The sequence below is a fragment of the Methylobacterium sp. Leaf88 genome, from assembly GCF_001422795.1.
Classification (GTDB): domain Bacteria; phylum Pseudomonadota; class Alphaproteobacteria; order Rhizobiales; family Beijerinckiaceae; genus Methylobacterium.
This window is the reverse complement of record NZ_LMMK01000012.1, coordinates 804,389-825,586: the sequence shown is the minus strand read 5'-3', so window position 1 is coordinate 825,586 and position 21,198 is coordinate 804,389. Positions and strand designations below refer to the sequence as shown.

19 protein-coding genes are annotated in these 21,198 nt (G+C 68.6%); 12 read left to right on the top strand and 7 right to left on the bottom strand.

What is annotated here, in order from left to right; all coding sequences use genetic code 11:
- Nucleotides 1-178: 178 nt before the first annotated feature.
- On the bottom strand, nt 179-1,822 hold the full coding sequence (gene groL, locus ASF20_RS10200) for a chaperonin GroEL (RefSeq protein WP_056273599.1): 1,644 nt from the start codon (nt 1,820-1,822) through the stop codon (nt 179-181).
- Between the two features lie 85 nt (nt 1,823-1,907).
- Nucleotides 1,908-2,195 carry a co-chaperone GroES gene (gene groES, locus ASF20_RS10195; RefSeq protein WP_018042554.1) on the bottom strand — a complete coding sequence of 96 codons (288 nt, stop codon included), beginning with the start codon at nt 2,193-2,195 and terminating at the stop codon, nt 1,908-1,910.
- Between the two features lie 213 nt (nt 2,196-2,408).
- On the opposite strand from groES, the gene ASF20_RS10190 reads away from it, so the two are divergent.
- From ASF20_RS10190 to ASF20_RS10175, 4 genes are all read left to right on the top strand, one after another.
- Nucleotides 2,409-3,419 carry a magnesium transporter CorA family protein gene (locus tag ASF20_RS10190; protein ID WP_056273596.1) on the top strand — a complete coding sequence of 337 codons (1,011 nt, stop codon included), beginning with the start codon at nt 2,409-2,411 and terminating at the stop codon, nt 3,417-3,419.
- Nucleotides 3,420-3,507: 88 nt separating this feature from the next.
- Entirely contained in the window at nt 3,508-4,962 is a 1,455-nt protein-coding gene (locus ASF20_RS10185; protein ID WP_056273594.1) for a lipopolysaccharide biosynthesis protein, read from the top strand.
- A 101-nt stretch (nt 4,963-5,063) separates the two neighbouring features.
- Nucleotides 5,064-6,251, top strand: a complete 1,188-nt coding sequence (locus ASF20_RS10180) for an FAD-binding protein (protein ID WP_056273591.1) — start codon at nt 5,064-5,066, stop codon at nt 6,249-6,251.
- 163 nt (nt 6,252-6,414) lie between these two features.
- A complete protein-coding gene (locus tag ASF20_RS10175; RefSeq protein WP_056273589.1) occupies nt 6,415-7,797 on the top strand; it encodes a heterodisulfide reductase-related iron-sulfur binding cluster in 1,383 nt (460 codons plus the stop codon).
- 7 nt (nt 7,798-7,804) lie between these two features.
- Here ASF20_RS10175 and ASF20_RS10170 read toward each other — a convergent pair whose 3' ends face one another.
- A complete protein-coding gene (locus ASF20_RS10170; protein WP_082501264.1) occupies nt 7,805-8,788 on the bottom strand; it encodes an MBL fold metallo-hydrolase in 984 nt (327 codons plus the stop codon).
- 87 nt (nt 8,789-8,875) lie between these two features.
- Between ASF20_RS10170 and ASF20_RS10165 the strand changes: the two genes are divergently transcribed.
- On the top strand, nt 8,876-9,715 hold the full coding sequence (locus ASF20_RS10165) for an AraC family transcriptional regulator (protein WP_156648011.1): 840 nt from the start codon (nt 8,876-8,878) through the stop codon (nt 9,713-9,715).
- Here the strand turns inward: ASF20_RS10165 and ASF20_RS10160 are convergent.
- From ASF20_RS10160 to fumC, 3 genes are all read right to left on the bottom strand, one after another.
- Nucleotides 9,665-9,883, bottom strand: coding sequence for a ribbon-helix-helix domain-containing protein (locus ASF20_RS10160; protein WP_056273584.1), 219 nt, complete (start codon nt 9,881-9,883; stop codon nt 9,665-9,667). The genes ASF20_RS10165 and ASF20_RS10160 overlap by 51 nt on opposite strands.
- Nucleotides 9,884-10,037: 154 nt before the next feature.
- Complete coding sequence (locus ASF20_RS10155) at nt 10,038-10,229, bottom strand: DUF4169 family protein (RefSeq protein WP_056273581.1); 192 nt, start codon at nt 10,227-10,229, stop codon at nt 10,038-10,040.
- A 14-nt stretch (nt 10,230-10,243) separates the two neighbouring features.
- Nucleotides 10,244-11,656 carry a class II fumarate hydratase gene (gene fumC / locus ASF20_RS10150; protein WP_056211512.1) on the bottom strand — a complete coding sequence of 471 codons (1,413 nt, stop codon included), beginning with the start codon at nt 11,654-11,656 and terminating at the stop codon, nt 10,244-10,246.
- Nucleotides 11,657-11,799: 143 nt separating this feature from the next.
- On the opposite strand from fumC, the gene ASF20_RS10145 reads away from it, so the two are divergent.
- Nucleotides 11,800-13,209 carry a cytochrome P450 gene (locus ASF20_RS10145; RefSeq protein WP_056273578.1) on the top strand — a complete coding sequence of 470 codons (1,410 nt, stop codon included), beginning with the start codon at nt 11,800-11,802 and terminating at the stop codon, nt 13,207-13,209.
- A 363-nt stretch (nt 13,210-13,572) separates the two neighbouring features.
- Here ASF20_RS10145 and ASF20_RS10140 read toward each other — a convergent pair whose 3' ends face one another.
- Nucleotides 13,573-14,241: a ClpXP protease specificity-enhancing factor SspB gene (locus tag ASF20_RS10140; RefSeq protein ID WP_056273570.1), complete on the bottom strand. Its 669-nt coding sequence runs from the start codon at nt 14,239-14,241 to the stop codon at nt 13,573-13,575.
- A 434-nt stretch (nt 14,242-14,675) separates the two neighbouring features.
- On the opposite strand from ASF20_RS10140, the gene ASF20_RS10135 reads away from it, so the two are divergent.
- The 6 genes from ASF20_RS10135 (at nt 14,676) to ASF20_RS10115 (ending at nt 21,026) form a co-directional block, all read left to right on the top strand.
- Nucleotides 14,676-15,497 (top strand): CPBP family intramembrane glutamic endopeptidase, encoded by an 822-nt coding sequence (locus ASF20_RS10135; protein WP_082501263.1) that lies wholly within the window; start codon nt 14,676-14,678, stop codon nt 15,495-15,497.
- Nucleotides 15,498-15,669: 172 nt separating this feature from the next.
- The gene (locus ASF20_RS23255) at nt 15,670-16,470 is read left to right on the top strand and encodes a thymidylate synthase (RefSeq protein ID WP_082501262.1); all 801 of its coding nucleotides are present in this window, start codon (nt 15,670-15,672) and stop codon (nt 16,468-16,470) included.
- A 15-nt stretch (nt 16,471-16,485) separates the two neighbouring features.
- Complete coding sequence (locus tag ASF20_RS10130; protein ID WP_156648010.1) at nt 16,486-16,983, top strand: dihydrofolate reductase; 498 nt, start codon at nt 16,486-16,488, stop codon at nt 16,981-16,983.
- A 275-nt stretch (nt 16,984-17,258) separates the two neighbouring features.
- Nucleotides 17,259-18,431, top strand: a complete 1,173-nt coding sequence (gene hflK / locus ASF20_RS10125; RefSeq protein ID WP_056211523.1) for an FtsH protease activity modulator HflK — start codon at nt 17,259-17,261, stop codon at nt 18,429-18,431.
- Complete coding sequence (locus ASF20_RS10120; RefSeq protein ID WP_056211525.1) at nt 18,428-19,381, top strand: protease modulator HflC; 954 nt, start codon at nt 18,428-18,430, stop codon at nt 19,379-19,381. Before hflK ends, ASF20_RS10120 begins: the two co-directional genes overlap by 4 nt.
- 106 nt (nt 19,382-19,487) lie before the next feature.
- On the top strand, nt 19,488-21,026 hold the full coding sequence (locus tag ASF20_RS10115) for a DegQ family serine endoprotease (RefSeq protein WP_056273565.1): 1,539 nt from the start codon (nt 19,488-19,490) through the stop codon (nt 21,024-21,026).
- Nucleotides 21,027-21,198: the final 172 nt, after the last annotated feature.

The window sequence follows — 21,198 nt, the reverse complement described above, 5'->3', positions numbered from 1 at the left end:
CCAACACGGACGAGAGCAGGTTGGCGATAATCCCTCTTGACCTGAAACACCCAATAGAGAAGGCCGCCTGACGCGCCTGCTGCTGTCCCGACTATTCGGCCGCCGATGGCTGTGCCGCGGATAAAAAAGGGGCCGCCTCGCGGCGACCCCCATTCCGATAAGGTGCAGTTTGGACGCCTTAGAAGTCCATGCCGCCCATGCCGCCGCCGCCCGGCATCGCCGGGGCACCGCTGTCCTTCTTCGGAGCATCGGCGATCATGGCTTCGGTGGTGACGAGGAGGCCGGCGATGGAGGCGGCGTCCTGCAGGGCGGTGCGCACGACCTTGGCCGGGTCGACGATGCCGGCCTGGATCATGTCGACGTACTCTTCGGTCTGGGCGTTGAAGCCGAAGGTGATCGAGGACGTGTTGTCGGTGATCTTGCCGACCACGATCGAGCCCTCGACGCCGGAATTCGCGGCGATCTGGCGGATCGGAGCCTCGAGGGCCTTCAGCACGATCTTGATGCCGGCCTGGACGTCCGGGTTGTCGCTCTTGAGAGCACGGACGGCCTCACGGGCACGGAGGAGGGCGGTGCCGCCGCCGGGGACGATGCCCTCTTCCACCGCAGCGCGGGTGGCGTTGAGCGCGTCGTCGACGCGGTCCTTCTTCTCCTTGACCTCGACCTCGGTCGCGCCGCCGACGCGGATGACCGCGACGCCGCCGGCGAGCTTGGCCAGACGCTCCTGGAGCTTCTCACGGTCGTAGTCCGAGGTGGTCTCCTCGATCTGCGCCTTGATCTGGCCGACGCGGGCTTCGATATCTGCCTTCTCGCCGAGACCGTCGATGATCGTGGTGGTCTCCTTCTCGATGCGGATGCGCTTGGCGCGGCCGAGCATCGGGAGGGTGACGTTCTCGAGCTTGATGCCGAGATCCTCGGCGATCATCTGACCCTGGGTCAGGATCGCGATGTCCTCGAGCATGGCCTTACGGCGATCGCCGAAGCCCGGAGCCTTGACGGCCGCGACCTTCAGGCCGCCGCGCAGCTTGTTGACCACGAGCGTAGCGAGCGCCTCGCCCTCGATGTCCTCGGCGATGATGACGAGCGGCTTGCCGGTCTGCACCACGGCCTCGAGAACCGGCAGCATCGCCTGGAGCGAAGACAGCTTCTTCTCGTGGATGAGGATGTAGGGGTCCTCGAGCTCGGCGACCATCTTCTCCGCATTCGTGATGAAGTACGGGGAGAGGTAGCCGCGGTCGAACTGCATGCCCTCGACGACGTCGAGTTCGGTCTCGGCCGTCTTGGCCTCTTCGACGGTGATGACACCCTCGTTGCCGACCTTCTGCATGGCGTGGGCGATCATCTCGCCGATTTCCTTGTCGCCGTTGGCCGAAATGGTGCCGACCTGGGCAACTTCCTCGGACGAGGCGACCTTCTTGGCGCGGCTCGTGATGTCCTTCACGGCGGCGGTGGTAGCGAGGTCGATGCCGCGCTTCAGGTCCATCGGGTTCATGCCGGCGGCGACGTACTTGGCGCCTTCGCGGACGATGGCCTGCGCCAGAACGGTGGCCGTGGTGGTGCCGTCACCCGCGATGTCGTTGGTCTTCGAGGCCACTTCGCGCACCATCTGGGCGCCCATGTTCTCGAACTTGTCGGCGAGCTCGATCTCCTTGGCGACGGTGACGCCGTCCTTGGTGATGCGCGGGGCGCCGAAGGACTTCTCGATGACGACGTTGCGGCCCTTGGGGCCGAGCGTGACCTTCACCGCGTCGGCGAGGATGTCGACGCCACGGAGCATCTTCTCGCGGGCGTCGGAGGCGAAGCGGACTTCTTTCGCTGCCATGTCAGATCCTTGTCAGTGATGGGCCCCGAGGCGCCGGATGGCACCCTCGAAGGGCTCGTGAACGGGAGGAGAACCGAAACCCGACTTAGGCGACGACGCCCATGATGTCGGATTCCTTCATGATCAGGAGGTCCTGACCGTCGATCTTGACCTCGGTGCCGGACCACTTGCCGAACAGGACGCGGTCGCCGGCCTTGACGTCGAGCGGGTTCACCCGGCCGGCCTCATCGCGGGCGCCGGGACCGACGGCGACGATCTCGCCCTCTTGCGGCTTCTCCTTGGCGGTATCCGGGATGATGATGCCGCCCTTGGTCTTCTCTTCGCCTTCGATGCGGCGGACGACGACACGGTCGTGCAGCGGACGGAACTTCATGAGCTGCCCTCTTGCTTCAAATTCGTGGATGGCGTTGATGCGGCGCGGCAGCGCGCTCAACCCAGGCCGTTAGCACTCGCCTTGGGTGAGTGCTAACGATGGCGTCGAGTTAGGCGCGGAAGCCGTTCGAGTCAAGACTGTCGCAGGCTCCGACGACGATCCGGCGACAGGATTATCCCCCGATCCCACGAGCCGCCGGAAAGTCCTTCGCGGATGATCAAGCTTCATGGTCCGCAGGGCGCGGTCGAGCCCGAGGCACAGGCGCCCGCGACAGCCTATCCGTCGGAGGTCGTATGGATCGATCTCGATGATCCGAGCGCCGAGGAGGCCGAGCGAATCGAGGCCTGCACCGGCATCCGGGTCCCTTCGCGCAAGGCCCTTAGCGAGGTGGAGAATTCGAGCCGCCTGAGGCGTTTGAAGACCGGGTTCTCACTCTCGACCCCGATGGTCACCTTCGACAAGCTCGATACGCAGTTGAAGCCCTTGGGCTTCGTGCTGACCCGGGACCGCCTTGTCACCGTGCGCTTCCACGAATTGCGGGCTTTCGCGGAGGTCAAGAAGCGCATCGACACCGGTGATGGGCCGGGCACCACCTCCACCGAGATCTTCCTTCTCCTGATAGAGGAGCTCGTCGACAGCCTCGCCGATTCACTTGAGGACATGGGCGCCGACCTCGACGAGTTGTCCACGCGGATCTTCGATTTCGACGTCCGCAGCGGTGCGCCTGCCGGGGACACCAAGCTGCGCAACCACACGCCGCGCCGGCGCGACTTGGCGCTGCGCCGAATCCTGCGCGGCATCGGACGTCGCGGGAAGACCCTCGGCAAGGTCCGGTCGAGCCTCCTCGGCCTGGAGCGGATCGTGCCCTTCGTGGCCAACGAGTGCGAGCATATCCTCGGCGAGGAACAGGTGCCGCGCTTCGAGGCCGTGCGGCGCGACATCGCCTCCCTCGACGAGTTCGAGATCCGGCTCTCCGAGAACGTTCAGTTCCTTCTCGACGCGACCCTCGGCTTGATCAGCATCGAGCAGAACAACACCTTCCGGGTGCTCACCGTGGCATCGGTGGTCGGCATTCCGCCGACCCTGATCGCTTCGATGTACGGAATGAACTTCAAGCACATGCCCGAACTCGAATGGGCCTACGGCTATCCCTACGGCCTCGCGCTCATCCTCGTAAGCGCCATCATTCCGATCGTTTTCTTCCGCATCCGGGGTTGGTTGTAACCGGTCGACGGACTGTCAGGTCTCCTGCGCTAGAGCTGTGCGCGGCGATGCCCCGTCCAGCCGGCCTCCGAGGATGACCCGTCGCGCCATGGCCGTGATCGCTGCCTTCGTCCTCAATGCCGGACTGAACTTCGTCCTCGGCCTCCTCATCGCCAAGCTGCTGGGACCAGCGGAGTTCGGTCTGTTCGCTCTGGCGACTGCCGGTGCGATCGTGGCCAACACCGTCCTGTTCGAGTGGCTGCGTCTATCCGCGACACGATTCTATTCAGCCCGGGTCCGCATCGACGAGCCCTGGATCCGGCAGGGTTTGGACCGGGCCTACATGGCCCTCACGTTCAGTCTCTTCGTGGCGGCCTTGATCTGCGCGGGACTGGGTTTCACGCTCGAGCCCAACGCGGGAAGCCGCCTGGCGATCACAGCGGGCGCCGCGGTCGCCGCATTGGGCATCGGCGTGTTCGATTATCATGCGGCCCTCGCCCGGGCGCGCTTCGACGGCCGGCTGTACTTCAATCTCGTCGCGGTGAAGAACGGCCTCGCCTTCGTGCTGATGGCGGGTGCCGCCTGGTTCTTCCCCCAACCCGTCTGGGTTCTGACGGCGGCCGGGATCAGCCAAGCCTTCGCGATCCTGCTGCTGTATCGACCGCTGCGCGATCCGATCGTTCCACGCGTACGGCTGAAGCTGCGGGAAGCCTGGCGGCTCTTCGTCGCCTACGGCCTACCCCTCATCGCGGCCAACGCGATCTACCAGCTGATGCCGTTCCTCAATCGGGGCAGCATCGCGTCCCATGCGGGCCTCGCCGAGGCGGGCTACTTCGCCCTCGCCGCCGATGTCACCACCCGGAGCATCGGCACCCTCGGGACCGCCCTCGATCTGCTGCTCTTCCAGCTCGCGGTCCGGGTCGAGGAGGAACAGGGGCGTGCCGCGGCCGAGCGCCAGGTCGGGCTCAATATCGGCGTGGTGGTTGCGCTGCTTCTGCCCTGCGCGGTCGGGTTCTGGGCCGTGCTCCCGGCCCTCGAGGCGCTGGTGGTGCCGGAGGCCTACCGCGGCCCCTTCGCTGCTTATGCGGGGCTGATGGTTCCGGGCTTCTTCTGCCTCGCGATGACCAACTTCGCCCTCAATCCGATCTTCCAGATTCGTCGGCGCACGCGCCCGGTCATCGCCGCCGCTCTGGTTGGGCTCGCCCTCAACGGGCTCGGGCTGTGGCTCCTGCCGTCCCGGTACGGTCCCGAGGGCGTCGCGATCGCACAGACCGCAGGCCTCGGGGCCGCCACCCTCATCCTGGCCTGGCGTGCGCTCACGGGACCCCAGCGCCTGCACCTGCCCTGGTGGGAAATCCTGGCTGCCAGCATCGCCTCCCTCGCCATGGCACTGTGCCTGTTACCCCTGCGCCATATCGAGCCGACACGGGCGCTGCTGCTTTCCGTGCCTCTCGGCATGGCGGTCTACGGTGCGCTCGTCTGGCTCTTCGACATCGCGGGCCTGCGCGGTCACGTGGCGGCGCGGTTGACCCGTTCACCACCCGAGACCGTACCGGCCGAATAGCCGTTCCTGACCGGATGCCATCGGCGCGAACCTCCTCTAAGGTGGCTCCACAGGAACAGGATCGAGGGTGCCGCAGAGTGCCCCGGATCGGGTGGGAATCGATGCGTACATATGAGCCTCACGACGAGGGCGCCGCGGCCGAGATCGTCCGTGGGGCGGTCGGGAGCCCGGAGCGGCTTCGCCTCGTTGGCGGAGCGACCAAGGCCGGGATCGGCCGACCGGCCCAGGACGAAGCGACGCTCTCCAGCGTGGCTCTGACCGGCATCACGCTCTATGAGCCCGCCGAGATGGTCGTCGCCGCCCGGACCGGGACGCCCCTGGCCGAGGTGCAGGCCCTCCTCGCGGCGCGCGGTCAGATGCTGCCCTTCGAGCCCATGGACCACCGCTCCCTGATGGGCACGACCGGCGAACCGACCTTCGGTGCCGTGGCGGCGGCCAACAATTCCGGACCACGCCGGATCAACGCGGGCGCCGCCCGCGACAGCCTGATTGGCGTGCGCTTCATCAACGGACGGGGCCAGGCGATCAAGTCGGGCGGGCGGGTGATGAAGAACGTCACCGGGCTCGACCTGGTGAAGCTGATGGCCGGCTCCTGGGGCACCCTGGGTCTGCTGACGGAAGTGACGTTCAAGGTGCTCCCCGTTCAGGAACGGGTCGCCACACTCGCGTTCCCGGACCTCGACGATGCCCGCGCCATCGCGGCCTTGAGCGCGGCCCTCGGTTCGCCCTTCGAGCTGACCGGAGCCGCTCACCTGCCGGCCGGGATCGAAGGCGGGGCGGCGCGGACGCTGATGCGGATCGAGGGTTTCTCGGAGTCGATCGATTATCGTCTCGGCGAATTGCGTCGTCTGCTCAAGCGCTTCGGCCAGCCCGAGATCGTCGAGGGCGGGGCGGGGACAGCGCTTTGGGCCCGCATCCGCGACGCTGCGAGCTTCGCCGAGCCGCGGAGTGCCGCGGTCTGGCGCATCTCCACTGCGCCGACCCGCGGCCCCGCCGTCACCGCCGCGATCGGCGCCCAGCGCGACGCCCGCTGGTTCTACGACTGGGGCGGTGGGCTGGTCTGGCTCGCCACGGATGCCGGGGGCGATGCCGGCGCCGAGGTCGTCCGGGCGGCCGTGCGCGCACAGGGTGGGCATGCGACCCTGGTGCGGGCACCCGATGCCGTCCGGGCGGCCGTGCCGGTCTTCGAGCCATTGGCCGAGCCCCTGATGCGGATCACCGCGGGCATCAAGGCGGCGCATGATCCCCATGGCCTGTTCAATCCGGGGCGGATGTACGCCGGTCTGTGAGCGAGGGGCGGTGCGGGACGAGGTCGCGTCGATCGCGCTCTTCGGAGCGATTCCAAGGCTCGGCAACCGGCGCGAGACCCTCTAAACAGCAGGGACCAAGAACGACGATGCCGACGCGGGCCGGACCCGATGGACGGCACGAGGGTGGACCCGAGGACGCACCGTGCAGACCAATTTCAGCCTGACGCAGCTCGCCGATCCGGCCATGGCGGCGTCCGAGAAGATCCTCCGGACCTGCGTGCATTGCGGGTTCTGCACCGCGACCTGCCCAACCTATCTCCTGCTCGGCGATGAACTCGATTCCCCGCGCGGACGGATCTACCTGATCAAGGACATGCTGGAAGGCGGAAAACCGGCGGTGCCGGAAGTCGTCAAGCATGTCGACCGCTGCCTGTCCTGCCTGTCCTGCATGACGACCTGCCCCTCGGGCGTGCATTACATGCACCTCGTCGACCATGCGCGGACCTATATCGAGGAAACCTATCGGCGTCCGTTGAGCGACCGGCTGCTCCGCAGCGTGCTGGCCTTCGTGCTGCCCTACCCGAACCGCTTCCGCCTGGCGCTGCTGGGGGCGAAGATCGGTGCTCCCTTCCGGCCCCTGGTGGCGCGCCTGCCGCGGGTCGGAAACCGCCTCGCGGCCATGCTCGACCTCGCCCCGGCCCATCTGCCGAACCGCAATCCCACCGACCGGCCCGGCACCTTCCCGGCCGAGACGCGGGCCCTGGAGGCGAGCGCGGCGTTGCATGGGTATACCGCGCCGTCGCGTCGAGGTCGCGTGGCTTTGCTGCGCGGGTGCGCCCAGAGCGTGCTGCGTCCCGATTTCAACGAGGCGGCGATCCGGCTCCTGACCCGGCACGGGGTCGAGGTGGTGCAGGCCGCGGGGGAGGGCTGCTGCGGCGCCCTGACCCACCACATGGGTAAGGCGGATTCGTCGCATGCCCAGGCCCAGCGCACCATCGACGCCTGGATCGCCGAGATGGACGGCGCCGGGCTCGACGCGATTCTCGTCACCGCCTCCGGCTGCGGCACGACGATCAAGGATTACGGCTTCATGTTCCGCGAGGACCCGGCCTACGCGGAGAAGGCGAAGCGCGTGTCCGCCATCGCCAAGGACGTCACCGAGTACATGGCCACCATCGGGTTGATGCCGCCGATCGTCGAGACCGACCTCGTGGTCGCCTACCACTCGGCCTGCTCGATGCAGCACGGCCAGGGCATCCGCACCGAGCCGAAGAACCTCCTGAAGACGGCGGGCTTCACCGTGAAGGACGTGCCCGAGGGCCACATCTGCTGCGGCTCGGCCGGCACCTACAACATCCTCCAGCCCGAGATCGCCAACCGCCTGCGGGACCGCAAGGTCGCCAACATCGAGCGGATGCGCCCCGACGTCATCGCCACCGGCAACATCGGCTGCGCCACCCAGATCGGGAAGGGCACGGCGATCCCGATCGTCCACACGGCGGAGCTCTTGGACTGGGCGACCGGCGGCCCGAAGCCGGCGGCCCTGGAGGGGCTGCCGGAGCGGACGATGGCGGCGGCGGAGTAGAGGCGCGTCAGCGCTCGCTCCGGTCCGCCATCGGGATCCAGCGGTACCCGAGCCCGTCGCGGACGACGTATCCGAGCGACGGGAAGGCGGTGTGGTAGCCGGCGACGAGGACGCGGTCGGTGGCGGCCATGTCGTAAATCGTCCGTCGGGTCGCGGCGCCGGCCGCCTTGTCCATGTCGAACAGGGCGTGCCAGTCGGGCCGGGCCAGCGAGGCGACCTCGTGATGGGCGCAGTCGCCCCAGACCAGCAGGCGCTGGCCCTCGCTTTCCACGTTAAAGGCAAGGTGGCCCGGCGTGTGGCCGAAGGCCGCCACGGCGTCGATGCCCGGCACCACCGTCTGGCCCGGCGACACGAAGCGGATGTGCTCGGCGAGGGGAAGTAGGTGGCTGCGGAAGACGCGGGCCGACTTGTACGCGTTGCCGTCCGGCGGGCCTGCCAGGCGATCGTCGTCCCTCCAGAAGGCGAATTCCCGGTCGCCCATGACGTAGCTGGCCTTGGGGAAGAGCGGGCGCCCATCCTCCAAGAGTCCGCCGATATGGTCGGTGTGGCAATGCGTCAGGACCACGAGGTCGATCGCGTCCGGCGACAGGCCGGCCTGCCGCACCCGCTGCGCCAGCTGCCCGCCGGCCGGGCGCGGGACGAAGCCGACCGCGCCGTTGCCGGTGTCGAACAGGACGGTCTCGCGGCCGGTCTGCACCAGGATCGGCGTGAAGCCGGGCGCGAAGCGGTCCGGCGGAAGCCGGTTCTCCCGCATCAGGGCCTCGACCTCCGCCTTCGGACGGTCCTCGCCCACGATCGGCCAGGGGCCGTCGATGACCGCGTCGGCGTCGCACAGGGCGGTGACGGTGAAGGCACCGAGACGGATCCGCCGCAGGCCGGCGGGCGGGCTCGGGGGCGGGGCTTGCGTCGGTATGCCCGCCCGTGCGGCCCTCGGAAGGGCGAGGCCGGCGACCAGGGTCGCGGCGAGATGACGGCGGGTGAGTTCGGTCATCGCTGGACGTTTCCCGAGAGTGCCGGTTCCGTCAGGATGGGTGCGGGACCGGTCGCGGACGGTCTATCGCGGCGGGAGGGGGCCAGCTTGAACGAACGTGCTGCGCCGTCCGGCGCGTCGTCCCTCCCGATCTGGCATGTCGAGGGGGCGCACACCCTCTTCGCGGGGCCGCTCGCGTACAATGCCAGCCACCAGCACGGCGCCCCGGTCTATCTCGCGGGACTCTACGACGCCTTCCGCATCCGCTTCGCGCCGGGGGCGTGGATCACCTGCCGCACGGCCTTCGTTCCGGCGGGGATGCCGCACGAGCTGGATTGCGGCGGCGCTCCCCTCGGCGTCCTCTATCGCGAGCCCGATGCCGGGGCGTGGGCCCTGACGGGCCTGATGGGTCCGGCCGAGGCGGTCGGCAGCGCCCTGGTGGGCAGGGGCGGGGAGGTCGGCCCGTTGCGGTCGCTCTTCGAGCGGCGCGACGCCTGCGATTGGGCGGGCGAGGCCATCGCCGACCTTTCCGGCTTCGCGGCACGGCGGGTCGATCGGCCGGTCGATCCCCGGATCGCGAAGGTCCTCGTCGACCTGCGGGCCCGGCCGGAAGCGTGGATGAGCGCGGGACGGCTGGCCACGGCGGCATCCCTGTCCTCGTCGCGGATGCAGCACCTCTTCAGCGCGACCATGGGTGTCCCGTTCCGGCGCTATCGCGGCTGGCTGCGCATGCGCCGCGCCATCGCGGCCGTCGTCCGCGGCGCCAACTTCACCGGGGCCGCCCATGAGGCGGCGTTCGCCGACCAGGCGCACTTCGCCAACGCCTTCCGCCGGACCTTCGGCGCGCCGGCCTCCTACAGCCTGCAGGACATTCGCCGCCCGAGCCCGTCGCGGCCGTCAGGCACGATCACGCACGCTCGCCAGCACGAACACCCGGAGGGCGGATGAGAGGTTCTGACCCTCCCGACCGGCATCGACGGCGCCGATCAGGGCCTGGACGGACTGGCCGCGCGCGCCTGCGATCTCCCGCAGGGCGTCCCAGAACGAGTCCTCCAGGGACACGCTGGTCCGGTGGCCGGCGATCATCACGGAGCGCTTGGTGATGCCGGTGGTCATTCCGGCACCCGACCCTCCCCCCTCTGCGGGGGAGGGTGGTCGCGGAGCGACCGGGAGAGGGGAGCGCCATATCCGGAAAGGTCGCTCCCTCTCCCGCCTGCTCCGCAGGCACCCTCTCCCGCAGAGGGGAGAGGGTCACGTGCCGCGTCCCCCATCACCCCTCCGACTCGGGCCCCACGAGCTTGTGGCCCTCGTGGCGCGAGACCTCGATGGCCTTCTTGGCCTCCGCCAGGGTCCTGGCCTTCTTCGGGCGGCCGAAGGCGATGCGGTTGTCCGCGGCCTTCGCCTCCCGCTCCACCCGCGCCCGGTCCTTCCGGGCCTGACGCAGGTTGATGATCTCCGCCATGCCGGTGGGCTCCTCTAGGCGGCGCCGGGCGCCAGCATCGTCTCGGGGCGCACCACGCGCTCGAACTCCTCGGCCGTGACGTAGCCGAGGCGCAGGGCCTCCTCCTTGAGGGTGGTGCCGTTCTTGTGCGCGGTCTTGGCGATCTCGGCGGCCTTGTCGTAGCCGATCGAGGGGGCGAGCGCGGTCACCAGCATGAGCGAGCGGCTCATCAGGTCGGCGATCTTGTCCTCGTTGGCCTTGATGCCGACGACGCAGTTGTCGGTGAAGCTCACCGCCGCGTCGGCGAGGATGCGGATCGACTGCAGCACCGCGTTGGCGATGACGGGCTTGAACACGTTCAGCTCGAAATTGCCCTGGCTGCCGGCAAAGCTCACCGTGGTGCCGTTGCCGATCACCTGGGCGCAGACCATCGTCAGCGCCTCGCACTGGGTCGGGTTGACCTTGCCGGGCATGATCGACGAGCCGGGCTCGTTCTCCGGCAGCGAGAGCTCGCCGAGGCCCGAGCGCGGGCCCGAACCGAGGAAGCGGATGTCCTGGGCGATCTTGAACAGGCCGGAGGCCAGCGCCGTGAGCGCGCCCTGCGTGAAGACCAGGGCATCGTGGGTGGCCAGGGCCTCGAACTTGTTGGCGGCCGAGGTGAAGGGCAGGCCGGTCAGCTCCGCGACCTTCGCGGCGAATTTTTCGGCGAAGTCCGGATGGGCGTTGAGGCCGGTGCCCACCGCCGTGCCGCCCTGTGCCAGCGCCAGCACGCCGGGCAGCGTCGCCTTCACGCGCTCGGTGCCGAGCGCCACCTGCGCCACGTAGCCGGAGAATTCCTGGCCGAGGGAGACCGGGGTGGCGTCCTGCAGGTGGGTGCGGCCGATCTTCACGATGGCGGCGAACGCCTCGGACTTCGCCTGGAGCGCGTCGTGCAGGTGCTGCAGGGCCGGCAGCAGCCGGTCGTTGATCTCGCGCGAGACCGCGATGTGCATCGCCGTCGGGAAGACGTCGTTCGAGGACTGGCCGCGATTGACGTGGTCGTTGGGGTGGACCGGAGACTTGCCGCCGCGCTTGCCGCCGAGCAGCTCGTTGGCGAGGCTGGCGATCACCTCGTTGGCGTTCATGTTCGACTGGGTGCCGGAGCCCGTCTGCCACACCGCCAGGGGGAATTCCTGGTCGTGCTCGCCGGAGACCACCTCGGCCGCCGAAGCCGCGATGGCCTGGGCCACCTTCGGGTCGAGGGCGCCGAGGTCCTGGTTCACCAGGGCGGCGGCCTGCTTGACCATGCCGAGGGCGTGGACGAGAGGCGCGGGCATCTTCTCGGTGCCGATCTTGAAGTTCTGGATCGAGCGCTGCGTCTGCGCGCCCCAGTAGCGATGCGCCGGGACCTCGATCGGGCCGAAGGTGTCGGACTCGGTGCGGGTGGCGGGCGTCTCGGTGGGCGACATCGTGGCCTCTTCGTCTGGTCAATCCGGACCCTACTTAAACTGCACGCCAGCAAACCGCGATGCCGCATCGCGAGAGGGCCGTGTGCCCGGCGCTGAATTGTCATGGCTTGTCAGCCCTCAGCCCGGGCCCGGAGTTGTCGTTTATGTCGAGTGCCGCCGCCCGCGTCGAAGCCCCTGTCGATGCCCCCGTGCCGGTCCGCTTCCGCCCGGCGGTCCCAAAACCCCTGCGCGAGCAGCCGGGCCTGTTCGGCTTCCTGAAGGCCGCCCGCGCCAACCCGCTGACGACCTGGCTCGACGTGCATTTCGAGAAGCCGGTGGTGGCCGCCGACGGCGCCCTCGGGCGCGTCACCGTGGTGAGCGACCCGGCCCTGATCCGCTACCTCTACGTCGAGAACGCCGCCAACTACCGCAAGGACGACCTGCAGCGGCGGGTCCTTGCCCCCGGCCTCGGCAACGGGCTGCTCACCGCCGAGGGCGAGGAATGGAAGCTGCAGCGCCGGACTTTGGCGCCGATCTTCTCCGCCCGGCACGTGCTCGGCTTCAACGGAGCCATGAACGCCGCCGGTGCCCGCATCGCCCGCCGCCTGGCCCGCCGCGACGGCACCCGCATCGACGTCGCCCTGGAGATGACCCGCGTCACCCTCGACGTGCTGGAGCGGACGATCTTCACCCAGGGCCTCGCCAGCGACCCCGACGCCCTGGGCCGGGCGATCACCCGCTTCCTCGAATCCGTCGGGCCGATCGATCCCCTCGACGTGTTCGGGGTGCCGGGATTCGTGCCCCGCATCGGCCGCCTGCGGGCGCGGCCCGCCATCCGCTTCTTCGCCGAGGTGGTGGACGAACTGATCGACCGTCGCCGCGCCCTGATCGCGCAGGGGACCGCGCCGGCCGACCTGCTGACGCTTCTCCTGAAGGCGCAGGACCCGGAAACGGGGAAGGGCCTCACCGACCTCGAGGTGAAGGCCAACATCGTCACCTTCATCGCGGCCGGCCACGAGACCACCGCCAACGCCCTGACTTGGGCCCTCTACTGCTTGTCGCAGGACCCTGCCGCCCAGGCGCGGATCGAGGCGGAGGTCGATGCCGTGCCGGCGGACCAGGACTTCGACGCCGATGCGCTGCCCTACACCAGGGCCGTGATGGAAGAGACCATGCGGCTCTTCCCGCCGGTGCCGTTCCTGAGCCGGCAGGCCATCGCGGAGGACCGGATCGGCCGCATCAAGATTCCCAAGGGCTCCCTGGTGATGGTGGCGCCCTACGTGCTCCACCGCCACCGGACCCTGTGGCAGGAGCCGGACGCCTTCATGCCCGAGCGCTTCCTGCCCGAGGCCCGGGCCGCGATCCCGCGCTTCGCCTACCTGCCGTTCGGGGCCGGCCCCCGCGTCTGCATCGGCCAGAACTTCTCGCTGCAGGAGGCGGTGGTGGTGCTGGCCCACATCGCCCGCGCCGCCCGTTTCACCCTGGCCGACGACCACGCCCCGGTGGTCCCGCTCCACCGCGTCACCCTGCGCCCGGAGCACGGGCTGCACATGACGGTGAACCCCCGGGGGTGAGGGCTGGAAGCTCGACATAACCCTGCTCCCCCCTTGCGGGGAGGAGTTGGAGGGGGGGGGTTGGGCGACCCTCGACGGGCGGGGACTGGCGGAGCGACCCCCAGGCCTCCCCTCTCCCCGCGAAGGGGAAAGAGACGCGTTTCGCTGTCCGAAGGGCCGTCGTCTCAGTCCAACCGGGATCGGAGGATATACCCGCGCGCAACACCGCGTCATCCCGGGGCCGCGCAGCGGAGCCCGGGATCCAGAGGCACGGGCGGTGCCAGGATTGACGCCGTCGGCGGCTCTGGATTCCGGGCTCGCCTTTGGCGCCCCGGAATGACGATGCGGTTTTTTCGTTGAGCGTCCGCGTCGGCGCCGCTTCGCTCAGCTCTTCTTGCGGAAGGCGTCGAGGCTGACGACTTCGGCGCTGGTCTCGGTGCCGTCCTCGGCCTTCTTCGCCGGGGGCTTGGCTTCGGTCCCGTCCTCCGACTTGCCCGCTCCCTTGGCAGCCTGGGCCGCGGCGGGCACCGGGGTGGTGCCGGCGCCGATCTTGGGGACGGCGCTGCCGATGGTGGCGAGGCCCGTGCCCTTCGGCTTGATCTCGGTGGGCTCGGACGCGGCACCCCGGGGCGGGGTCTTGCCGGCCGCAGCCGGCGCCTCCTCCGAATCCTCCTCGGCGGCGGCCGTCTCCGTGCCCTCGCTGAGGTCGAACTTGAGGCCGAACTGGACGGAGGGGTCGAAGAAGCCCGTCAGGGCGTCGAAGGGCACCAGCAGGCGCTCGGGCACCCCCGAGAAGGACAGCCCGACCTCGAAGGTGTGCTCGGTGACGCCGAGGTCCCAGAACTGGTGCTGGAGCACGATCGTCATGTCCTGCGGGTACTTCTCGCGCAGGCGCTGCGACATGCGCACGCCCGGCGCCTCGGTGCGGAACGAGACGTAGAAGTGGTGCTCGCCCGCGAGACCCTCGCGGGCCGCGTCGGTCAGCACCTTGCGCACCACGCCGCGCAGCGCGTCCTGCACCAGAAGATCGTAGCGGATCAGGTCGTCTGCCATCTGCGGTCGCTTATGCCCGGTCACTGCCCGCCGTCACACGCCGCGATGGCGCTCCGGGTCGGATGAAAATCGAATGGGAATGCCGGTGCCCGACCCTCCCAGAACCCTGCCTGAACGGCCGTCGCGGCCATCCGGACGTCCGCTACCAAGTCCGTCCGCTACCCAGAACCACCGTTCCGCGACGCGGCGGTCGCCCGTCGCGGCTCCGACCGAGATCTCCGCACCGGAGCGAGCTTCCGCCAAAACCCGGGGCCTGTCGAGCCTCGGGCCCTTGCGTCCAAAAGCCCGTGGTCCGGAAAGGGGCTGCCGGGTTACCGTTCGGGCCTCGAAGCCGTTCCGGCGCCGCCGGATCCCCGTCCTCGCCGAGCCTCTCGGCCAACGCCTTGATTATAGTGGGAGTGCCGCCGCATTTGAAGCCCGATGATGGGGCGCCGATGCCCGAGGCGCCGGCGGCCTGGTCCGCCTCCGCGCTCCTCCGGCCGTCCCGGGTCCGTGCCGGCCTCGGCGCGGCGACGGCGCTCGTCGGGCTGGCCTTCGCGGCCTTCCTGGCGCTGGCGGTGGCGACCCTCCTCGCCCTGGTGATCGTGCGGGTCGGCGGCGACTGGATCGACGGCATCGCGCTCCTGGGCGGAGACCGTCCCCGCCTGCATCCGCGCCAGCTCGCCATGCGGGAACTGGCGGTGGACGTGGTGCGGCAGGGGGTCCTGGCCCTCCTCGTCGTCGTCGCGGTGCGCTGGCGCGACGGCGCCGCCTGGCGCCGGACCCTGGCCCTGGTGGCGCCGGTGCCGCCACCCTGGGGGCCCGGCGCGCCCGGCCTGACGGCGCGCCGCTTCGCCGTGATCCTGCTGGCCTGGCCGGTGATCCACATCACCTGGGTGACCGGCATCGCCGATCTGTTCCGGATGCCGATCGGCCGGCACACGGCCCTGTCGCCCGGCCTCACCCCGGCCGCGGCGACCCTGTGGTTCGCCTACGTGCTCGTCCTGGCCCCGGTGGCGGAGGAACTCCTGATGCGCGGGGCCCTGTTCGCCCGGGCGCGGGAGGTTTTTACGGCGCGGGGCGCGATCCTGGCGACGGCGCTCCTGTTCGCCGGGGCGCATCTCACGCCCGCGGGGTTCGCCCGGCCGGTCTCGCTGATCCCCCTGGCGCTGATCCTCGGCTGGGTCCGCTGGCGCAGCGGCCGGCTCTGGCCGGGCATCCTGCTCCACGCCTGGAGCAACCTCGCGATGATCGCCTACGTGCTCGGGCCGGCCTGACCGCAGCCTGAATCCATTCCACGAAAAGCTATTGTTGCTTCGCGGCGAAAGTCCTAAAATCAACACATCGAGTCTAAGAATCGGTATCCCGGATTGAGACGTTCGTCCCACGAGTCCGTTTAAGAGAAAGTTTGTGACGCGGGCGGTTTAATGGCCCGTGGAGACTCTCGTTATGCATGAATACCATTTGCTGCTCAAAAAAATCCTTGAGCAAGGTGTCCGTAAGGATGATCGGACCGGCACCGGGACTCTGTCCATTTTTGGACACCAAATGCGCTTCGACTTGAGCGAAGGTTTCCCATTGGTTACCACTAAGAAGCTCCACCTGCGCTCAATCATTCATGAGCTCCTGTGGTTTCTTTCCGGAAGCACAAATATCGAAAAACTTCATCAGAATGGTGTCACAATTTGGGATGAATGGGCTAGTCCCTGCGGTGATTTGGGCCCGGTCTACGGCGAGCAGTGGCGATCCTGGAAAAAGCCGGGATTAACCGACGAGACAATAGATCAGATTGCCTGGGTCGTTGAAGAGATCAAGCGTAACCCCGATTCTCGTCGTCTAATTGTGACTGCATGGAATCCAGCGGAATTAGACAAAATGGCATTGGCTCCGTGCCATTGCTTGTTTCAATTCTATGTTCTGAATGGACGCCTGTCGTGTCAGCTTTATCAGCGCTCCGCAGATGTATTCTTGGGAATACCCTTTAATATAGCAAGTTATGCCCTACTAACCTCAATGATTGCTCAAGTGTGCGGTCTCCAGCCTGGCGATTTTGTCCATTCTTTGGGTGATGCCCACCTTTACTTAAATCATCTCGATCAGGCGCACCTGCAGCTATCTCGAGAGCCAAAAGCGCTTCCCAGATTAAGGCTGAACTCAACGGTTCGTTCGATTGACGGTTTCAGGTTCGAAGACATAACTATCGAGGGATACGAGGCGCATCCTGCCATCCGCGCGCCCGTCGCGGTTTGAGTCTGATCGAAGAGAATTTTGGTCCCCCGCATCACGATCATCGCGGCGGTCGCCCGCAACGGCGTCATCGGCCGCGACAACGACCTGATCTGGCGCCTGCGCAGCGACCTGCGCCGGTTCAAGGCCCTGACCATGGGCAAGCCCCTGCTGATGGGGCGCAAGACCTTCGCGTCGATCGGCCGGCCGCTGCCCGGGCGGCGCACCATCGTGCTCACCCGCGATCCCGCCTTCGCGGTGCCCGAGGTCGCGGTGGCGCAGGACTGGGCCGGCGCCCTGGCGGCGGCCGAGGGGGCCGACGAGCTGATGGTGGCCGGCGGCGGCGAGATCTACGCCCTCGCTCTGCCCCACGCCGACCGCATCCACCTCACGGAGGTCGATCTGGCGCCGGAGGGGGACACCGTGTTCCCGCCGTTCGACCGTGCGCTCTATCGGGAGACCCGGCGCGAAGCCCATCCGCCGGGCGAGCACGACGCCTGCGGCTTCAGCTTCGTCGACTTGGAACGGGCCGGGTGAGGGCCGGGGCGCGGAGAAGCGCCGTAAACCAATCCGGCGCGACCCATTGCGCATTGGGTTCCCGTGCGGTTGTCTTTCGGCGGCCCGATGCCCAAGTGGCAATCTTGACAGGATCCGGTGCGCCCACGCAGGTGCCGGGGTCGGGTCACGACGAGATCAACACTCTTGTCCACGCGGGGGAGATTCGGCCCGCCTCCTGAGGAGGCCGGGACGGGGAGCGCGGGTGGGCTTCGTGCGCGGCGCAGACGCTGCTGGAACAGGAGAGATCGGCGAGCATGCCTTGGAGCAATCAGAGCGGCGGCGGTAGCGGCAACGGGGGAGGGCCCTGGGGCCGAGGCGGCGGCGGCAATGGCGGCGGGGGTGGCCCGTGGGGCGGCGGTGGCGGTGGCGGTGGCAAGACCCCGCCCGACCTTGAGGACCTCCTCCGGCGCAGCCAGGACCGCCTGCGCGGGGTGCTCCCGGGTGGATCGTTCGGTGGAGGCCGCGGCCTCCTGATCGCCGGCGGCATCGTGGTCGCCGTCTGGCTCGCCACCGGGTTCTACACCGTGGCGCCGCAGCAGGTGGGCATCGAGACGGTGTTCGGCCGCTATCTCAGCACCACCGGCCAGGGCCTGAACTACAACTTCCCGGCTCCCATCGGCGCCGTGACCAAGCCGAATGTCGGCCAGGTCAACAGCGTGCAGATCGGCTACCGCGCCGGGCTCGGCAACCAGAGCCGCACCGTCGACAAGCCCGAGGAGAGCCTGATGCTCACGGGCGACGAGAACATCGTCGACCTCGACTTCGAGGTGCAGTGGCGCATCAATCCCCTGAAAGCGTCCGACTTCGTCTTCAACCTCGAGAACCCGGAAGGGACGATCAAGGCCATCGCCGAGAGCGCGATGCGCGAGGTCGTCGGCCGCCGCAACATCCAGCCGATCCTGACGAACGAGCAGTCGAGCGTCGCCCAGGAGGTCCGCGAGATCACCCAGAAGGCCCTCGACGAGTACGGCGCCGGCGTGCGCATCGAGCTCGTGCAGCTCGTCAGCGTGCAGCCTCCGCCGGAGGTGCGGCCCGCCTTCTTTGACGTGAACGCGGCGCAGCAGGACGCCGAGCGCGCCAAGAACGATGCGCGCACCTACGAGAGCCAGAAGGTGCCCCTCGCCAAGGGTGAGGCGCAGAAGATCATCCAGGCGGCGGAAGCCTACAAGACGCAGTCCACCGCCGACGCGACCGGTCAGGCCGCCCGCTTCACCCAGGTCTACGATTCCTACAAGGTCGCCCCGGTCATCAGCCGCGAGCGCATCTTCCTCGAAACGATGGAGCGGGTCCTGGGCTCGGTCAACAAGGTGATCATTGACCAGAACGGAGCCGGTGCCGGCACCGGCGCCAGCGCTGCCGGCGTGCTGCCGGTGCTGCCGCTGACCGAGTTCGGTCCCCGCAACGCTGCCGGTGGAGTGGCCCGATGAACAACCAAGCCCTCCGCACCGGCCTCATGATCGTGGCGGCCGCCGTGGCCGTCGGCCTCTACGCCTCGGTCTTCACCGTCGGCCAGATGCAGCAGGCCCTGGTGCTCCGCTTCGGCGGCGTCCGCGCCGTCCTGAACCAGACCGGCACCGACAAGCCTGGCCTCTACTTCAAGCTGCCGTTCTTCGAGAACGTCGTCCTGTTCGACAAGCGGGTGCTCGACCTTGATCTCCCGGTCCAGACCCTGCTGACCACCGACCGTCAGAACCTCGAGGTGGACGCGTTCGCGCGCTACCGGATCATCGATCCGCTGAAGTTCTACCAGTCGGCCAACAACATCGCCCGCGCCAACACCCTGCTGGCGAGCTTTACCAACTCGGCCCTGCGCAACCTGCTCGCCCGCTCGACCCGCGACGCCATCGTCCGGACCCAGCGCGCCGAGCTGATGAACCAGATCCAGGCCGACGTGAACCGGCAGGCCAAGGAGCTCGGCGTCGAGATCGTCGACCTGCGCATGACCCGCGTCGATCTGCCGGCCCAGAACAGCTCGGCGGTCTACAAGCGCATGACGACGGAACGCCAGCGCGAGGCGGCCGACATCCGGGCCACCGGCGAGCAGGCCGCGGTCACGATCAAGGCCAAGGCCGACCGCGACGTCACCGTGCTGCTCTCGGAGGCCAACCAGACGGCCGAGACCCTGCGCGGCCAGGGCGACGCCGACAAGAACCGCATCCTGGCGGAAGCCTACGGCAGGGACGCGGACTTCTTCAGCTTCTACCGCTCCATGCAGGCCTACGAGACCGGCTTGAAGGGCTCCGACACGCGGCTCGTGATCAGCCCCTCGTCGGACTTCTTCCGCTACTTCAGCGATCCGCAGGGCCGGACCCCGGCGACGCCGGCCGCCCGCACGCGCGCGCCGGCGGAGCCCGGCTCCACCGGCACGCTGCGCTGAGCGGTCACCATGACGCTCCGGCGGCGGACCCCGGTTCGCCGCCGGACTCTTGATCGGCGGACGGCGGAGACGATCTAAGGACGTCTTGAGACAGATGAGGTCGATTATGGTTCCCGTCGCGAGCGCCGTCCGGGCGCCCCGTTCCCGAGCGCTTCAGCGCAGCCTGCGCTCTGCCCTCGCCGCCGCCGCGCTGGCGACCGCCCTCGCCGTGACCGGCGCCCCGGCCCCGGCCTTCGCCAAGGGCCCCGAATCCCTCGCCGACCTCGCCGATCAGGTCACCGACGCGGTCGTGAACATCTCGGCCTCGACGACGGTCGACGCCCGGCCCAACGCCCGCTCCGGCCCGCAGCTCCCACAGGGCACGCCCTTCGAGGACCTGTTCGAGGAGTTCTTCAACAAGCGCGGCCAGCGCGGCGGCGGCGACCGCAGCGAGGCCGACCGCCCGAAGCCGCAGCAGCGCAAGTCGAACTCGCTGGGCTCGGGCTTCATCATCGATGCGTCCGGCATCGTGGTGACGAACAACCACGTCATCGGCGACGCCAACGACATCCAGGTCATCCTGCACAACGGCACCAAGCTGAAGGCGGAGATCATCGGCAAGGATGCCAAGATCGACCTCGCGGTGCTGCGGGTGAAGCCGGAGGCCAACAAGCCCCTCAAGGCCGTGCCCTTCGGCGACTCCGAGAAGATGCGTCCGGGCGACTGGGTCATCGCCATCGGCAACCCCTTCGGCCTCGGCGGCTCGGTCTCGGCCGGCATCGTCTCGGCGCGGGGCCGCAACATCGAGTCCGGCCCCTACGACAACTACATCCAGACGGATGCTGCCATCAACAAGGGCAATTCCGGCGGCCCGCTGTTCAACATGAACGGCGAGGTCATCGGCATCAACACGGCGATCCTGTCGCCCACCGGCGGCTCGGTCGGTATCGGCTTTGCGGTGCCCTCGAACAACGCGTCCCAGGTCATCGACCAGCTGCGCGAGTTCGGCGAGGTCCGCCGCGGCTGGCTCGGCGTGCGCATCCAGAACGTGGACGAGACCACGGCGGAAGCCCTCGACATGAAGGACGGGGTCAAGGGCGCCCTGGTCGCCGGCGTCGACGAAAAGGGCCCGGCCAAGGCCGCGGGCCTCGAGATCGGCGACGTCATCGTCAGGTTCAACGGCACGGCGGTGAAGTCGTCCAGCGACCTGCCCCGGATCGTCGCCTCGACCCCGGTCGGCAAGGTCGTGGACGTGCTCGTGATCCGCAAGGGCGCCGAGACCACGAAGTCGGTCACCCTCGGCCGTCTCGAGGACACCGAGAAGCCGACCCTCGCCAGCGTCAAGCAGCCGGAGGCCGAGAGCGCCGTGCGCCAGGTGCTCGGCCTCAACCTGTCGGGCATCACCGACGAGGCCCGCAAGCGCTACAGCCTCAAGGACAGCCTCAAGGGCGTCCTCGTCACCCGCGTCGATCCGAACTCCACGGCGGCCGACAAGCAGATCAAGCCGGGCGAGGTCATCGTCGAGGTCGGGCAGGAAGCGGTGAACGCACCCGCCGACGTCAGCAAGCGCATCGACCAGCTCAAGAAGGACGGTCGCAAGTCCGTCCTGCTCCTGGTCGCCAGTGCGAGCGGCGACGTCCGCTTCGTGGCGCTGGGAATCGACTGATTCCCAGACGCCATTCGAACACATCCAGCCGCCGCCCGAGAGGGCGGCGGTTTTGTTTTGGTAGGTGGGGCTACTCTGATTCGCAGCCAACCGATTCACCGGCCGAAGCATGTCCCGTCGCTCCCCGTCATCCCGGGGCCGAGCAGCGGAGCCCGGGATCCAGAAACACAGG

Bases quoted from the DNA above. Each gene is read 5' to 3' on its own strand.
- ASF20_RS10115 (WP_056273565.1), top strand. From the start codon at position 19,488: ATGGTTCCCGTCGCGAGCGCCGTCCGGGCGCCCCGTTCCCGAGCGCTT.
- ASF20_RS10160 (WP_056273584.1), bottom strand. From the start codon at position 9,883: ATGACCACCGGCATCACCAAGCGCTCCGTGATGATCGCCGGCCACCGG.
- ASF20_RS10185 (WP_056273594.1), top strand. From the start codon at position 3,508: ATGGCCGTGATCGCTGCCTTCGTCCTCAATGCCGGACTGAACTTCGTC.
- ASF20_RS10180 (WP_056273591.1), top strand. From the start codon at position 5,064: ATGCGTACATATGAGCCTCACGACGAGGGCGCCGCGGCCGAGATCGTC.
- hflK (WP_056211523.1), top strand. From the start codon at position 17,259: ATGCCTTGGAGCAATCAGAGCGGCGGCGGTAGCGGCAACGGGGGAGGG.
- ASF20_RS10135 (WP_082501263.1), top strand. From the start codon at position 14,676: ATGCCCGAGGCGCCGGCGGCCTGGTCCGCCTCCGCGCTCCTCCGGCCG.
- groES (WP_018042554.1), bottom strand. From the start codon at position 2,195: ATGAAGTTCCGTCCGCTGCACGACCGTGTCGTCGTCCGCCGCATCGAA.
- ASF20_RS10120 (WP_056211525.1), top strand. From the start codon at position 18,428: ATGAACAACCAAGCCCTCCGCACCGGCCTCATGATCGTGGCGGCCGCC.
- ASF20_RS10155 (WP_056273581.1), bottom strand. From the start codon at position 10,229: ATGGCGGAGATCATCAACCTGCGTCAGGCCCGGAAGGACCGGGCGCGG.
- ASF20_RS23255 (WP_082501262.1), top strand. From the start codon at position 15,670: ATGCATGAATACCATTTGCTGCTCAAAAAAATCCTTGAGCAAGGTGTC.
- ASF20_RS10190 (WP_056273596.1), top strand. From the start codon at position 2,409: ATGATCAAGCTTCATGGTCCGCAGGGCGCGGTCGAGCCCGAGGCACAG.
- fumC (WP_056211512.1), bottom strand. From the start codon at position 11,656: ATGTCGCCCACCGAGACGCCCGCCACCCGCACCGAGTCCGACACCTTC.
- ASF20_RS10170 (WP_082501264.1), bottom strand. From the start codon at position 8,788: ATGACCGAACTCACCCGCCGTCATCTCGCCGCGACCCTGGTCGCCGGC.
- groL (WP_056273599.1), bottom strand. From the start codon at position 1,822: ATGGCAGCGAAAGAAGTCCGCTTCGCCTCCGACGCCCGCGAGAAGATG.
- ASF20_RS10140 (WP_056273570.1), bottom strand. From the start codon at position 14,241: ATGGCAGACGACCTGATCCGCTACGATCTTCTGGTGCAGGACGCGCTG.
- ASF20_RS10145 (WP_056273578.1), top strand. From the start codon at position 11,800: ATGTCGAGTGCCGCCGCCCGCGTCGAAGCCCCTGTCGATGCCCCCGTG.